Annotated in this window: 13 protein-coding genes; 7 read left to right on the top strand and 6 right to left on the bottom strand. The window is 66.4% G+C overall.

Features of this window, described 5'->3' with window-relative positions:
* The first annotated feature begins 3 nt into the window (after positions 1–3).
* From ACQR1Y_RS21190 to ACQR1Y_RS21175, 4 genes are all read left to right on the top strand, one after another.
* A complete protein-coding gene (locus ACQR1Y_RS21190) occupies positions 4–873 on the top strand; it encodes a metal ABC transporter substrate-binding protein (RefSeq protein WP_434879405.1) in 870 nt (289 codons plus the stop codon).
* Positions 874–960: 87 nt separating this feature from the next.
* Positions 961–2,001 (top strand): CobW family GTP-binding protein, encoded by a 1,041-nt coding sequence (locus ACQR1Y_RS21185; RefSeq protein WP_434879404.1) that lies wholly within the window; start codon positions 961–963, stop codon positions 1,999–2,001.
* Complete coding sequence (locus ACQR1Y_RS21180; protein ID WP_434879403.1) at positions 2,001–3,020, top strand: WD40 repeat domain-containing protein; 1,020 nt, start codon at positions 2,001–2,003, stop codon at positions 3,018–3,020. The genes ACQR1Y_RS21185 and ACQR1Y_RS21180 overlap by 1 nt, the downstream gene beginning before the upstream one ends.
* Positions 3,021–3,166: 146 nt before the next feature.
* On the top strand, positions 3,167–3,475 hold the full coding sequence (locus tag ACQR1Y_RS21175) for a hypothetical protein (protein WP_434861605.1): 309 nt from the start codon (positions 3,167–3,169) through the stop codon (positions 3,473–3,475).
* 315 nt (positions 3,476–3,790) lie between these two features.
* On the opposite strand, the gene ACQR1Y_RS21170 is transcribed toward ACQR1Y_RS21175, so the two are convergent.
* From ACQR1Y_RS21170 to ACQR1Y_RS21145, 6 genes are all read right to left on the bottom strand, one after another.
* Entirely contained in the window at positions 3,791–5,215 is a 1,425-nt protein-coding gene (locus tag ACQR1Y_RS21170) for a homospermidine synthase (RefSeq protein WP_434879402.1), read from the bottom strand.
* 68 nt (positions 5,216–5,283) lie between these two features.
* A complete protein-coding gene (locus ACQR1Y_RS21165) occupies positions 5,284–5,673 on the bottom strand; it encodes a RidA family protein (protein ID WP_434879401.1) in 390 nt (129 codons plus the stop codon).
* A gap of 96 nt (positions 5,674–5,769) precedes the next feature.
* Positions 5,770–5,931 carry a hypothetical protein gene (locus ACQR1Y_RS21160; protein WP_434879400.1) on the bottom strand — a complete coding sequence of 54 codons (162 nt, stop codon included), beginning with the start codon at positions 5,929–5,931 and terminating at the stop codon, positions 5,770–5,772.
* Entirely contained in the window at positions 5,919–6,509 is a 591-nt protein-coding gene (locus ACQR1Y_RS21155; RefSeq protein WP_434879399.1) for a GNAT family N-acetyltransferase, read from the bottom strand. The genes ACQR1Y_RS21160 and ACQR1Y_RS21155 overlap by 13 nt, the downstream gene beginning before the upstream one ends.
* A gap of 177 nt (positions 6,510–6,686) precedes the next feature.
* Positions 6,687–7,829 carry a type III PLP-dependent enzyme gene (locus tag ACQR1Y_RS21150; RefSeq protein WP_008962716.1) on the bottom strand — a complete coding sequence of 381 codons (1,143 nt, stop codon included), beginning with the start codon at positions 7,827–7,829 and terminating at the stop codon, positions 6,687–6,689.
* Positions 7,830–8,506: 677 nt separating this feature from the next.
* On the bottom strand, positions 8,507–8,767 hold the full coding sequence (locus ACQR1Y_RS21145; protein ID WP_434861600.1) for a hypothetical protein: 261 nt from the start codon (positions 8,765–8,767) through the stop codon (positions 8,507–8,509).
* Between the two features lie 125 nt (positions 8,768–8,892).
* On the opposite strand from ACQR1Y_RS21145, the gene ACQR1Y_RS21140 reads away from it, so the two are divergent.
* From ACQR1Y_RS21140 to ACQR1Y_RS21130, 3 genes are read left to right on the top strand one after another with little or no spacing between them, the layout of a single operon-like run.
* Entirely contained in the window at positions 8,893–10,974 is a 2,082-nt protein-coding gene (locus tag ACQR1Y_RS21140) for a M3 family metallopeptidase (RefSeq protein WP_434879398.1), read from the top strand.
* Between the two features lie 10 nt (positions 10,975–10,984).
* Positions 10,985–11,620: a DUF1007 family protein gene (locus ACQR1Y_RS21135; RefSeq protein WP_434879397.1), complete on the top strand. Its 636-nt coding sequence runs from the start codon at positions 10,985–10,987 to the stop codon at positions 11,618–11,620.
* On the top strand, positions 11,617–12,873 hold the full coding sequence (locus tag ACQR1Y_RS21130; protein ID WP_434879396.1) for a nickel/cobalt transporter: 1,257 nt from the start codon (positions 11,617–11,619) through the stop codon (positions 12,871–12,873). The genes ACQR1Y_RS21135 and ACQR1Y_RS21130 overlap by 4 nt, the downstream gene beginning before the upstream one ends.
* Positions 12,874–13,258: the final 385 nt, after the last annotated feature.

The raw sequence follows: 13,258 nt of genomic DNA, 5'->3' as shown, positions 1-13,258 counted from the left end.
CCCATGACACGTCTGCTCCCCGTCCTCGCCCTGCTGCTCTCGCTCACGGTCCCTGCATCGGCCGAGACCAAACTGCCCGTCATCACCAGCTTCTCGATCCTGGCCGACTTCGTCCGCCAGGTCGGCGGCGACAAGGTCGGCGTGACCTCGCTGGTCGGGCCCGACAGCGACGTGCACGTCTATACGCCGACGCCGCATGACGCGAAGGAGGTCGGCGCGGCGAAGCTCCTGATCGTCAACGGTCTCGGTCTCGAAGGCTGGCTGCCACGGCTGCAGCAGGCTTCGGGCAGCAAGGCGCCGATCATCACGGCGACGGCCGGCATCACGCCGCGCAAGCGCGGTTCGGAGGCCGATCCGCATGCCTGGCAGTCGGTCGGCAATGCCCAGGTCTATGTGAAGAACATCCGTGATGCGCTCGTCGCGGTCGATCCCGCCGACGCCGAGACGTTCAAGGCCAACGCCGAGCGCTACCTGGCCGAGCTGACCGCCCTCGACCGCGAGGTTCGCGCCGAGATCGACAAGATCCCGGCCGAGCGGCGCAAGGTGATCTCGACCCATGACGCCTTCGGCTATTTCGCCGACGCCTATGGTGTCGCCTTCATCGCCCCGCTCGGCGTCTCCACCGAGACCGAGCCCTCGGCCCGCGACGTTGCCGAGATCATCCGCCAGGTGAAAAAAACCGGGATTCCGGCGGTCTTTCTCGAGAATTTCAACGATGACCGGCTGGTCGGGCGGATCGCGGCCGAGACCGGCGCCAAGATCGGCGGCACGCTGTATTCGGATGCTCTGAGCGCGGAAAACGGCCCTGTTCCCACTTACATTGCCCTGGTCAGGCACAATATAAGGGCCCTGACGAGCGCGCTTGTCCGTTAGGGTTTTGGCCCTCGCGGCTTTCTGCGCTTTCGAGCCATTTTCGACGCGATCCCCAGTCGACGCGATCTTAAAGTTTTCGGAGTGCGCATGTCCGACGCGAGCAAGACCCCTGTTACGGTGCTGACCGGCTATCTCGGCGCCGGCAAGACCACGCTTCTCAACCGTATCCTGTCCGAAGACCACGGCAAGAAGTACGCCGTCATCGTCAACGAGTTCGGCGAGATCGGCATCGACAACGACCTCATCGTCGGCGCCGACGAGGAAGTGTTCGAGATGAACAATGGCTGCATCTGCTGCACCGTGCGCGGCGACCTCGTCCGCATCATCTCCGGCCTGATGCGCCGCAAGGGCAAGTTCGACGCCATCATCGTCGAGACCACCGGCCTCGCCGATCCGGCGCCGGTGGCGCAGACCTTCTTCGTCGACGAGGACGTGCAGAAGAACGCGCGACTCGATGCCGTCGTCACGGTCGCCGACGCCAAGTGGCTGTCGGACCGGCTCAAGGACGCGCCGGAGGCCAAGAACCAGATTGCGTTCGCCGACGTCATCGTGCTGAACAAGACCGATCTCGTCACCAAGCCGGAGCTGGCCGAAGTCGAGGCGCGCATCCGCGCCATCAACCCGTACGCCCGGCTGCATCGCACCGAGCGCTGCCAGGTGGCGATCGCTGACGTGCTCGAGCGCGGCGCGTTCGATCTCGATCGTATTCTCGAGATCGAGCCGGAATTCCTGAACGCGGGCGACGATCACGATCATCACCACCATGATCACGGCCACGGCCATGATCATCACCACCATCATGACCATGGCCTGAAGCACTATCACGACGAGGAGATGCAGTCGCTGTCGCTGCGCTCCGACAAGCCGCTCGATCCGTCGAAATTCATGCCGTGGCTGCAGAACCTGGTGCAGACCGAGGGCGGCAAGATCCTGCGCTCCAAGGGCATCCTGGCGTTCCAGGACGATGACGACCGCTACGTCTTCCAGGGCGTGCACATGATGCTGGAGGGCGATCACCAGCGGAAGTGGAAGCCGGACGAGGCGCGGCAGAGCCGCGTCGTCTTCATCGGCCGCGAGCTGCCGGAAGACGCCATCCGCGAAGGCTTCGAGCGCTGCATCGTCTCCTGATGAGCTCGTTCGATCAGAGCGGCGAGGCCGCATCCATCGTCTCCGTCACCGACAAGGTGAAGCCGGTCTCGCTCGGCATGGCCGTGACGGCTGTGCACTATCTCGGCGACCGCGCCGCCTTCGTCGGCACCGAGGAGAGCGTCGCCGTCGTCGATACCGAAGGCGAGATCAGCAAGGTCGAGGTCACCAGTGGTGGCATCCTGTCGGCGGTGTCCGACGGCTCGCGCATCGTGTTCGGCGGCGATGACGGCAAGGTCTCCTCGCTCGACAAGGCGGGCCAGGTGAGCGTGCTCGCCACCGATCCGAAGCGGCGCTGGATCGACAATGTCGCGCTGCATGCCGACGGCGCCATCGCCTGGTCGATCGGCAAGACCGCCTTCGTGCGTCAGCCCAAGGGCGAGGAGAAGTCGCTCGAGGTGCCCTCGACCGTCGGTGGACTCGCGTTTGCGCCGAAGGGTCTGCGGCTGGCGATCGCGCATTACAACGGCGCGACCCTGTGGTTTCCCAACATGGCCGGCGAGCCGGAATTCCTCGCCTGGGCCGGCTCGCATCTCGGCGTCACCTTCAGCCCGGACAACAAGTTCCTGGTGACATCGATGCACGAGGCGGCGCTGCATGGCTGGCGGCTTGCGGACTCCAGGCACATGCGCATGACCGGCTATCCGTCGCGGGTGAAGTCGATGTCGTGGGGCAGCGGCGGGCGCTTCCTCGCGACCTCGGGCGCCGACATGGTCATCCTCTGGCCGTTCGTCGGCAAGGATGGCCCGATGGGCAAGGAGCCGGCGATGCTCGCGCCAATGAAGGCCAAGGTCACCGCTGTCGCCTGCCATCCCAAGCAGGACATCCTGGCCTGCGGCTACGAGGACGGCACCGTGCTGATGGTGCGGATGCAGGACGGCGCCGAGATCCTGGTGCGCCGGAACGAGACACCGCCGATTGCGGCGCTCGGCTGGAATGCCGCGGGAACCTGGCTGGCGTTCTCGGACGAGAGCGGCGAGGCGGGTCTGCTGCGGCTCTGAGGGACCGTTCCAGTGGTTAATGGGGCATAGCGGCGCAGGCCCGAATGGGAACCTCGCCGCTAGCAATCCGTTGTTCCCGCGCATGATCCGATGCGAGCGCCACATGAGGTGGCGTGATGCGCGTCGGACGATGCGGAGGATGACGGATGGCCCCGATCAACAGCAAACGCACTCTGCGCCGCGACCTATGGCTTGCAGCCGGTCTGCTCGGCCTCGGCGCGCTGGTGGCGATCATCTCATTCACCGAGATCAAGGCCGGCCATCTCGACCAGATGGCGCAGGCGACGCCCGAGCCGTCGGCGACGCCAGCCGAATCCAAGCCCGGCGGCACCCGCCCGACCACGCCGGCGCCTGAACCTGCGCGTCCGGATCCGGCTGCCGTCCAGGAAGGTGCAAAGCCGGCTTTGCCGCCGGCCCCGGCCGAGAAGGTCGCGCCGCCGATGGAGAAGAAGTAGTTCGCTGCAGCGAAACTGCTCGCTGTCTCGCACTCTGCCTCAACGTCGTCATGCCCGGGCTTGTCCCGGGCATCCACGTCTTTCGAGTGTGCGGCTGCGTGGATGGCCGGGTCAAGCCCGGCCATGACGGAGGAGAGAGCGGGGCCTGAAAGCGGCTACACACTCCATGCTTCTGCACACGCTGCTGTCGTCCCGGCGAACGCCGGGACCCATAACCATCGTGCGTGGCTTGAGGCAGGCTGTTAGCTCCACCTCCCGCCTCATGGGCGTCACGGAGTCCGGGTCCCGGCTCGAGGCCGGGACGACAGCGGGGGCTTACCGCACCAGGATGTTGCGGAACTGCCAGGGATCGGAGGTGTCGATATCCTCCGGGAACAGGCCCGGGCGATCGTTCAGCGGCGTCCAGTCGGTGTAATAGCCCTTCACCGGGCCGAGATACGGCGTCTGGATCTCCAGGCAGCGGCGGAAGTCCATCTCGTCGGCCTCGACGATGCCGGCGGTCGGGTTCTCCAGCGCCCACACCATGCCGGCGAGCACGGCTGACGACACCTGCATGCCGGTCGCGTTCTGGTACGGCGCGACGCGGCGGGTTTCCTCGATCGAGAGCTGCGAGCCGTACCAATAGGCGTTCTTGCCGTGGCCGTAGAGCAGCACGCCGAGCTCGTCGATGCCGTCGACGATCTCATTCTCGTCCAGAATGTGCCACTTCTCCTGCATCTTGCCGGTGGCGCCGAAGATCTCGTGCAGCGACAGCACCGCGTCGTTGGCCGGGTGATAGGCGTAGTGGCAGGTCGGGCGGTAGACGACCTTGTCGCCGTCGCGCACGGTGTAGTAGTCGGCGATCGAGATCGACTCGTTGTGCGTCACCAGGAAGCCGTATTGCGCGCCCGGGGTCGGGCACCACGAGCGCACGCGGGTGTTGGCGCCCGGCTGCAGCAGATAGATCGCAGCGCCGCAGCCGGCGGTGTGGCAGCGGCCGTTCTCCGGCATCCACTTCTCATGCGTGCCCCAGCCGAGCTCGGCCGGCTGCATGCCCTCGGACACGAAACCCTCGACCGACCAGGTGTTGACGAACACGTCCATCGGCTTCGGGTTCTTGGAGCGCTGGGTGTCGCGCTCGGCAATGTGCACGCCCTTGACGCCGAGCTTCTGCATCAGCTGCGCCCAGCCTTCGCGGCTCTTCGGCTCGACGATCTCGGTCTTGGTATCCCGGGCGATGTCGAGCAGCGCCTGCTTGACGAACCAGGAGACCATGCCGGGATTGGCGCCGCAGGTCGACACGGCGGTGGTGCCGCCCGGGCTCTTGCGGCGCGCGGCGAGCAGGGTCTCGCGCAGCGCGTAGTTGGAGCGCTGCTCGACGCCCATCTGCTTGTCGAAATAGAAGCCGGCCCACGGCTCGACAACGGTGTCGATGTAGAGCGCGCCGATCTCCCGGCACAAGGTCATGATGTCGACCGAGGAGGTGTCGACCGAGAGGTTGACGCAGAAACCCTGGCCGCCGCCTTCGGTGAGCAGCGGCACCAGCAGCTCGCGGTAATTGTCGCGGGTCACGCCCTGCTGGATGAAGCGCACGCCGTGCTTCTTCGCGAGCTCACCGTCGTCATGCGGATCGATGATGACGAAGCGGCTCTTGTCGTAGTCGAAATGGCGTTCGATCAAAGGCAGGGTGCCCTTGCCGATCGAGCCGAAGCCGATCATGACGATGGGGCCGGTGATTTTCGCGTGGATCTGCGAGCTCATGAGGGGATGGTCTCCGGACAGGTGCTTTCGCGTTCGTGGATTGGATGCGTCAGGCGCTACGCCGCTCTTTAGGAGCCGCGGCGCTTGGCGGTGACTTCGATCTCGACCTTCATCTCGGGCTTGAGCAGCGCGGCGACGACCACCATCGTGGCGGCGGGGCGGATGTCGCCGAGGACCTCGCCGCAGACGGCGAAATGCGCATCCGCATCGTTGACGTCGGTCAGATAGTAGGTCGCGCGGACGATGTCGGCCATCTCGAACCCGCCCTCCTGCAGGGCGGCCGCGATGGTCTTGAAGCAGTTGCGTGACTGGCTCGTGACATCGGCCGGCATCGTCATCGTGGTGTAGTCATAGCCGGTGGTCCCGGCGACGAAGGCGAAGTCGCCGTCGATCACCGCGCGGCTGTAGCCGGCGGTCTTCTCGAACGGTGATCCGGTAGAGATCAAGCGGCGCGCCATGGGACACCTCGTCGGGGGATTTTCGGGGGTTAAAGAGCTTTTGCTGCACCTGCGCAACCCCTGGCGGGACGGCCGCGGCGCGCAGTGCCGGCATGCCTAACGCAGCCGCGTGATATCGGGTCCGGCCGGCGGGCCGCTCGACCAGCGCCGGACCACGATGTCGCGGACGATCATGATGCCGAGCAGGATCAGCACCAGCGTGGGCAGCCACGTCCGTCGCGGCGGCTGCGCCGCCGCCTTGGCCCTCACGCCGCGCATGGCAGCGGCCGCTCCTTGCGGCGGCGGGCTCTGCGTTCGGGCGCGCCGGTCGCGACGATCATGCCGGATGCGCCGTCCAGCGCGCCGTCGACCAGCTCGAGCCCGAGCAGGCGCGCGCGCTCGAACGCGCCGGGCAGCTCCAGCGCGGCGGCCTTGGCGGCCTCGAAGCCGAAGCGGGCGTAGTAGGGCGCATCACCGAGCAGGATCACCGCGCCATGGCCGCGCGACGCCGCGATCATCAGCGCGGCATTCATCAGCGCAGCGCCCACGCCGAGGCTGCGCGCCTCCGCCGCCACCGCCAGCGGCCCGAGCATCAGCGCATCGCGTCCGCCGGCGCTGACGTGCCACAACCGCAGCGTTCCCACGAGCTTGCCGCCGCGAACCGCCGTCAGGGCGAGGCCTGCGGCAGGCGCGCGTCCGTCGCGCAGGCGCTGGCAGGTGCGCTCATGGCGGTTGTCGCCAAAGCAGGCATCGAGCAGCGTCTCGCGCGCCGCGACGTCGGAGGCACGTTCCGCGCGGATCACGAACGGAGATGCAGTCCGAAGGGGCGCAGTCGTTGGGATGCGAAAAGCGGTCATGGCACGTCAGTCCCCGGCCTGCGCCGCGAGCTGTCGCCCGCGCGCAAACACGTGATGTCAGGTTGATGAGGACGGTCTGTCGCTCCCTCCCCCGCTTGCGGGGGAGGGTCGGGGCGGGGGAACGCCCCACCCGGGGCTCTTGCCTAACTCACCCGCGAACGGGCGACGGCAGCCGGATCAGATGTGATACGTCTTCAGCGGCGGGATGCCGTTGAAGGCGACCGACGAGTAGGTCGAGGTATACGCCCCGGTCCCCTCGATCAGCACCTTGTCGCCGATCGAGAGCGTCACCGGCAGCGGATACGGCAGCTTCTCGTACATCACGTCGGCCGAATCGCAGGTCGGGCCGGCGAGCACGCACGGGGTCATGTCCGCGCCGTCATGCGGGGTGCGGATGGCGTAGCGGATCGATTCGTCCATCGTCTCGGCGAGACCGCCGAACTTGCCGATGTCGAGATAGACCCAGCGCAGCTCGTCCTCGTCGCTCTTCTTCGAGATCAGCACCACTTCCGACTCGATGATCCCGGCATTGCCGACCATGCCGCGGCCCGGCTCGATGATCGTCTCCGGGATCTGGTTGCCGAAATGCTTGCGCAGCGCACGGAAGATCGAGCGGCCGTACTGCACGACCGGCGGCACGTCCTTGAGGTACTTGGTCGGGAAGCCCCCGCCCATGTTGACCATCGAGAGGTTGATGCCGCGCTCGGCGCAGTCGCGGAACACCGTCGAGGCCATCGCCAGCGCGCGGTCCCACGCCTTCACCTTGCGCTGCTGCGAGCCGACATGGAACGAGATGCCGCACGGCTCGAGGCCGAGGCGCTTCGCCAGGTCCAGCACTTCGACAGCCATCTCCGGATCGCAGCCGAACTTGCGCGACAGCGGCCACTCGGCGCCGGCGCAATCGTACAGGATGCGGCAGAACACCTTCGCGCCGGGAGCAGCGCGCGAGATCTTCTCGACCTCGGCGGCGCAGTCCACGGCAAAGAGGCGGATGCCGAGCGCATAGGCGCGCGCGATGTCCCGCTCCTTCTTGATGGTGTTGCCATAGGAGATGCGGTCCGGCGTCGCACCGGCGGCCAGCGCCATCTCGATCTCGGCGACGGTCGCCGTGTCGAAGGAGGAGCCGAGCGAGGCGAGCAGCGACAGCACTTCCGGCGCCGGGTTGGCCTTGACCGCGTAGAACACGCGGCTGTCCGGCAAGGCGCGGGCGAAGTTCGTGTAGTTGTCGCGCACGACATCGAGATCGACGACGAGACAGGGCTCGTGGTCCAGACCTTCCTCGCGGCGGTTGCGCAGGAATTCCCGGATACGTTCGGTCATAGCACCCTCCAAACGGCCCGTTTGCGACGTGGCCCGTTCAAAATGATCCCGACACGGGTGCCTTGGCCTTGCTGCCCGATGGAAAGGCGACAAGACCTCGAACCCGAAGCCGAATTGTGCTGCCGTGGATTGGTTGGGAATTTCCCGCCCGCACACCTGGCAATGAAGGACAAGCCTTTTCAGTAGCCCGCGCCGGCGTTGGACTGCCGGTAGAGACCAAAAAAGCCCGATCCGTCGTTGCTTTAAGTCGCGTCCCCCGTTGAGAGCGGGGTGCGCCGGTTCGCCTCCGGCTGCCAGTCACGGTTGCAAAAGAGGAGGTGACCTTCAGCGGCATCTCTTGAGAGAGATGCTGGGCTCCTGGAGCATGACGATCTCGATCGAACTGATCTTGATCGCAACGATCCGAGAACCCCTCGGTTCCTCATCCCTTGGCGGCTGTCCGGCCTCTTGTCCGGATACCTACCGACTGACACACGACCACAGGCACGTGCGAAATTGGGCAGAACGGGAAATATGCGTTTTGAATTTCGTTCGCAAGGAGTTTTTCGGCGCCGGGAAAGATTTCCCTAACCTGTGCTTACGCGACACAGGAAGCGACGTCGCGAGCTGAACGAACGTTAAGCGAGCTTAAAGATTTGTAACGCGTTCACGCTTGCAGGACAGTGTTTTTGCAGCACTCACGCGCGCTTGGTGAAAGGCTCGATGCGCTGTGCGCCGCGGATGAAGCCGATCATCACGAACACGCCGATCGCGAACAGCACCGCCTGCAGGATGTGCGCGCCCTGGTCGCCGAGCCCGAACAGAATCGCCAGCGCCCAGCCGCCGGCGAAGGCCGCGCCGAACACTTCCGCGCCGATCAGGATCGCCGCCGAGATGACGGTGATCACGCTCTGCCAGGCGATCTGGCGGGCGGGCTTCGAGGTCGTGTCTGCGCTCATGGTCCGGGGTCCTTTTGAGGGGCGCAATCTCTCCGATATGGCCCCGGCCTTCAAGGGGAAATGACCCAAAAAGGACCGGCTCCGTGGTAAGAGGGGCGCGTTCGAGATCCGGGGAGCATGAACCGATGTCAGAGACGACCGCCACGATCGACGCCCACAGCAATCCGCTGCTCGTGGCCTGGGACACCCCGCACCAGACACCGCCCTTCGACGCGATCAGGCCCGATCATTTCCTGCCGGCCTTCGAGCGCGCCTTCGCCGACCACAGCGCTGAAATCACCGCGATCACGCACGATCCGGCCGAGCCCGACTTCGCCAACACCATCACGGCGCTGGAGCGCTCGGGCAAGCTGCTGTCGAAGGTCGCGGCGGTGTTCTACGACCTCGTCTCGGCGCATTCCAACGCGGCCATTCTGGAGATCGACAAGGAGGTGTCGCTGCGCATGGCCCGGCACTGGAACCCGATCATGATGAACGCCGTGCTGTTCGGCCGCATCGCGCTGCTCTACGACAACCGTAAGACGCTGAAGCTGACGGGCGAGGAGCAACGCCTGCTGGAGCGGACCTATACCCGTTTCCGTCGCGCCGGCGCCGGCCTCAAGGACGACGCCAAGGCGCGCATGGCCGAGATCAACGAGCAGCTCGCCCAGCTCGGCACCACCTTCAGCCACCACGTGCTCGGCGACGAGCAGGACTGGTTCCTGGAGCTCGGCGAGGACGACCGCGCCGGCCTCTCGGACAGCTTCGTTGCCGCCGCCAAGGCTGCGGCCGAACAGCGCGGCATGCCCGGCAAGGCGATCGTGACCCTGTCGCGCTCCTCGGTCGAGCCGTTCCTGCAGAGCTCCGCCCGCCGCGACCTGCGCGAGAAGGTGTTCAAGGCCTTCACCGCCCGCGGCGACAATGGCAACGCCAACGACAACAACGCGGTCATCGGCCAGATCCTGGCGCTGCGCGAGGAGTCCGCCAAGATCATGGGCTTCCCGAACTTCGCGGCCTATCGCCTGGAGGATTCCATGGCGAAGACGCCGGAGGCGGTGCGCGGCCTGTTGGAGCGGGTGTGGAAGCCGGCGCGCGCCAAGGCGCTGGCCGACCGCGACCAGCTACAGGCATTGATCGCGGAGGAGGGCGGCAACTTTAAGCTCGAGGCCTGGGACTGGCGCTATTACGCCGAGAAGCTGCGCCAGGCGAAGGCGAATTTCGACGACGCCGCCATCAAGCCGTATCTCGCGCTCGACAACATGGTCGCGGCCGCCTTCGACTGCGCCACGCGGCTGTTCGGCATCACCTTCGCCGAGCGCAAGGACATTCCGGTCTGGCACCCGGACGTGCGGGTGTGGGAGATCAAGGCAGCCGACGGCAGCCACAAGGCACTGTTCTATGGCGACTACTTCGCGCGCCCCTCGAAGCGCTCCGGCGCCTGGATGACCTCGCTGCGCGACCAGCAGAAGCTCGACGGCGACACTGCGCCCTTGATCATCAACGTCTGCAACTTCGCCAAGGGCGCCGACGGCCAGCCCTCGCTGCTGTCGCCGGACGACGCCCGCACGCTGTTCCACGAGTTCGGCCACGGCCTGCACGGCATCCTCTCCAACGTCACCTATCCGTCGCTGTCGGGCACCTCGGTGTTCACCGACTTCGTCGAGCTGCCGTCGCAGCTCTATGAGCACTGGCAGGAGCGGCCCGAGGTGCTGCAGACCTTCGCGAAGCACTACCAGACCGGCGAGTCCTTGCCGCAGGACCTGCTGGAGCGTTTCCTCGCCGCACGCCGCTTCAACCAGGGCTTTGCGACCGTGGAGTTCGTCTCCTCGGCGCTGATCGATCTGGAGTTCCACACCCAGCCAGCGTCGGCGTCGAAGGATGTGCGTGCCTTCGAAAAGGCCGAGATGGAGAAGATCGGCATGCCGCAGGAGATCGCGCTGCGCCACCGGCCGACTCAATTCGGCCACATCTTCTCGGGAGACCACTACGCGGCGGGCTATTACAGCTACATGTGGTCGGAGGTGATGGATGCAGATGCCTTCGGTGCCTTCGAGGAAGCCGGCAACATCTTCGATCCCGCCGTCGCCAAGCGGCTGCACGACAACGTCTACTCCTCGGGTGGCTCGCTCGATCCGGAGGCGGCCTACGTGGCGTTCCGCGGCCGCGAGCCCGAGCCCGACGCGCTGCTGCGCCGGCGCGGTCTGCTCGACGTCCCCAAGGCGGCTTGAGGTGAAGGTGATGGCGGTCGTTCGTGTCATTCTCGCTGCGCTGACGCTCGTGCTCGGCGCGAGCGCGGCGAGCGCCCATCCGCATGTCTGGGTCACCGCGACCAGCGAGCTGCTCTACGCGGCCGACGGCACGGTGACCGGCGTGCGCCACGCCTGGACCTTCGACGACATGTTCGCGACCTATGCGCTGCAGGGTCTGGAGACCAAGCAGAAGGGCGTCTACACCCGCGAGGAGCTGGCGCCGCTGGCGCAGACCAACGCCGAGTCGCTGAAGGAATATGCCTACTTCACCTTCGTGAAGGCCGACGGCCGCAAGCAGAAGCTCGTCGATCCCGTCGACTACTACCTCGAATACAAGGACACCAAGCTGACCCTCCACTTCACCCTGCCGCTGAAGGCGCCGGTGAAGCCCAGGGAGCTGCAGGTCGAGGTGTACGATCCCAGCTATTTCATCGATTTCCAGATGGCGGAGAAGGATCCCGTCAAGCTGGTCAGTGCTCCCTCAGGCTGCAAGTTCGGCCTGGTGAGACCGAGCGACGGCGGCGCCGTCGCGCAGACCATGAACGAACAGACATTCCTGAGCGGCGGGGCGAACGCCAATTTCGGAATGAATTTCGCCAACAAGATCTCAGTGGAATGTCCATGACGCCTCGCCCCAGCTCTCGACCGCTCCTGACCTGCGCCGCGATCCTTGCCGCGCTTCTCGCCGCCGACGCGGCGTCCCATGTGCTGCTCGCCAAGTCGCCATTCGGCGCGCCGGCCGAGCCGCAGGTCGGCGGCATCGTCGGTTGGATCCTGGCCAAGCAATCGGAATTCTACCGCCAGATGTCGTCGACGATCCGCGCGGCCAAGGCCGACGGCTCGGCGGTGTGGTGGCTGCTTGCCATCTCCTTCGCCTATGGCATCTTCCACGCGGCCGGCCCCGGCCATGGCAAGGCGGTGATCGCCTCCTATCTCGTCGCCAACCAGGAAACGGCGCGGCGCGGCATCGTGCTGTCGTTCGCCTCGGGCCTGATGCAGGCGCTGGTCGCGGTCGCGATCGTCGGTGTCGGCGCCGTGCTGCTCAACGCCACCGCGGCCACGATGTGCAGCGCCGAGAAGGTGGTGGAGATCGCGAGCTACGGCCTGATCGCGCTGCTCGGCGCGCGACTGGTGTGGGTCAAGGGCGCGTTGTTCCTGCGCACGTGGCAGCCCCCGGCGCCGGCACTGGCGCTGGCGGGCGCGCCAGCCGCGGTGGTGACGTCGGCGCATGATCACGGCCACGCGCATGATCATCAGCATCGTGCGCCTGTGCATGATCATCATGGACATGATCACCACGGCCACGATCATCACGGCCACGATCACCATGGGCATGACCATGGTCACGGGCATCATCATGGCGACCACCATCATGGGCATGATCATCATCACCACGATCATGCCCCTGTGGCCGCTGCGCATCGTCACGGCGCTCATGATCACGTTCATCACGATCACGCGCACCATGGCCACGTGCACGGCGACGATTGCGGCTGCGGCCATTCCCACGGCCCGGCGCCGAGCGAGCTCGCCGGTCCCGGCGGCTGGCGGCGCGGCTTCCAGGCGATCTTCGCCGCCGGCATCCGCCCCTGCTCGGGTGCGATCCTGGTGCTGGTGTTCGCGCTGGCGCAGGGCATGTTCTGGGCCGGCGTTGCCGCCACCATCGCGATGGGCATGGGCACCGCGATCACCGTCGCCACCATCGCGGTGATTGCCGTTGCCGCCAAGGACGTCGCCCGCCGCCTCAGCGCCGGCCGCGACGGCGGCGGCGCGCTGATCATGCGGGGCTTGGAGTTTGGGGCGGCGGGGCTGGTCTTGTTGTTCGGCGTGGGCCTGCTGTTCGGCTACATGGCGGCGGAACGCACGACCTGTTTCTGAGCGGGCTGCGCTGAGCTACGACGCTCCTGCCCAACGCATCCGCCACGGCGTACTGGATGCCCGCCTGCGCGGGCATGACAGCGGTGGTGGTGGGCCGAGTTCGCGCAATACGATCACTGTCGTCCCGGACAAGCCACGAGCGCGCACTAGCGCGATCGTGGCGCCGATCCGGGACCCATACGCCGCGGCGGCTGTGATTGAGCGAGCCTTTAACTACACGCCTGCCTCGAACTGCTCCCTGTGGTTATGGGTCCCTGCGTTCGCAGGGACGACAGCAGAGTGCTTGGCGAACGCGTGCCCCACAACGGGTGTCGTCCCCGCGAACGCGGGGACCCATACCGCGGATGCTATCGAGGGACGTTGCTGCCAGCGGTCCGCCTCGTCA

The sequence above is a fragment of the Bradyrhizobium sp. HKCCYLRH3099 genome, from assembly GCF_051167855.1.
Taxonomy (GTDB): Bacteria; Pseudomonadota; Alphaproteobacteria; order Rhizobiales; family Xanthobacteraceae; genus Bradyrhizobium.
Note: the sequence above shows the minus strand (reverse complement) of the source record. Positions and strands in the feature narration are given on the sequence as shown.

Bases quoted from the DNA above. Each gene is read 5' to 3' on its own strand.
- ACQR1Y_RS21190 (WP_434879405.1), top strand. From the start codon at position 4: ATGACACGTCTGCTCCCCGTCCTCGCCCTGCTGCTCTCGCTCACGGTC.
- ACQR1Y_RS21185 (WP_434879404.1), top strand. From the start codon at position 961: ATGTCCGACGCGAGCAAGACCCCTGTTACGGTGCTGACCGGCTATCTC.
- ACQR1Y_RS21180 (WP_434879403.1), top strand. From the start codon at position 2,001: ATGAGCTCGTTCGATCAGAGCGGCGAGGCCGCATCCATCGTCTCCGTC.
- ACQR1Y_RS21175 (WP_434861605.1), top strand. From the start codon at position 3,167: ATGGCCCCGATCAACAGCAAACGCACTCTGCGCCGCGACCTATGGCTT.
- ACQR1Y_RS21170 (WP_434879402.1), bottom strand. From the start codon at position 5,215: ATGAGCTCGCAGATCCACGCGAAAATCACCGGCCCCATCGTCATGATC.
- ACQR1Y_RS21165 (WP_434879401.1), bottom strand. From the start codon at position 5,673: ATGGCGCGCCGCTTGATCTCTACCGGATCACCGTTCGAGAAGACCGCC.
- ACQR1Y_RS21160 (WP_434879400.1), bottom strand. From the start codon at position 5,931: ATGCGCGGCGTGAGGGCCAAGGCGGCGGCGCAGCCGCCGCGACGGACG.
- ACQR1Y_RS21155 (WP_434879399.1), bottom strand. From the start codon at position 6,509: ATGACCGCTTTTCGCATCCCAACGACTGCGCCCCTTCGGACTGCATCT.
- ACQR1Y_RS21150 (WP_008962716.1), bottom strand. From the start codon at position 7,829: ATGACCGAACGTATCCGGGAATTCCTGCGCAACCGCCGCGAGGAAGGT.
- ACQR1Y_RS21145 (WP_434861600.1), bottom strand. From the start codon at position 8,767: ATGAGCGCAGACACGACCTCGAAGCCCGCCCGCCAGATCGCCTGGCAG.
- ACQR1Y_RS21140 (WP_434879398.1), top strand. From the start codon at position 8,893: ATGTCAGAGACGACCGCCACGATCGACGCCCACAGCAATCCGCTGCTC.
- ACQR1Y_RS21135 (WP_434879397.1), top strand. From the start codon at position 10,985: ATGGCGGTCGTTCGTGTCATTCTCGCTGCGCTGACGCTCGTGCTCGGC.
- ACQR1Y_RS21130 (WP_434879396.1), top strand. From the start codon at position 11,617: ATGACGCCTCGCCCCAGCTCTCGACCGCTCCTGACCTGCGCCGCGATC.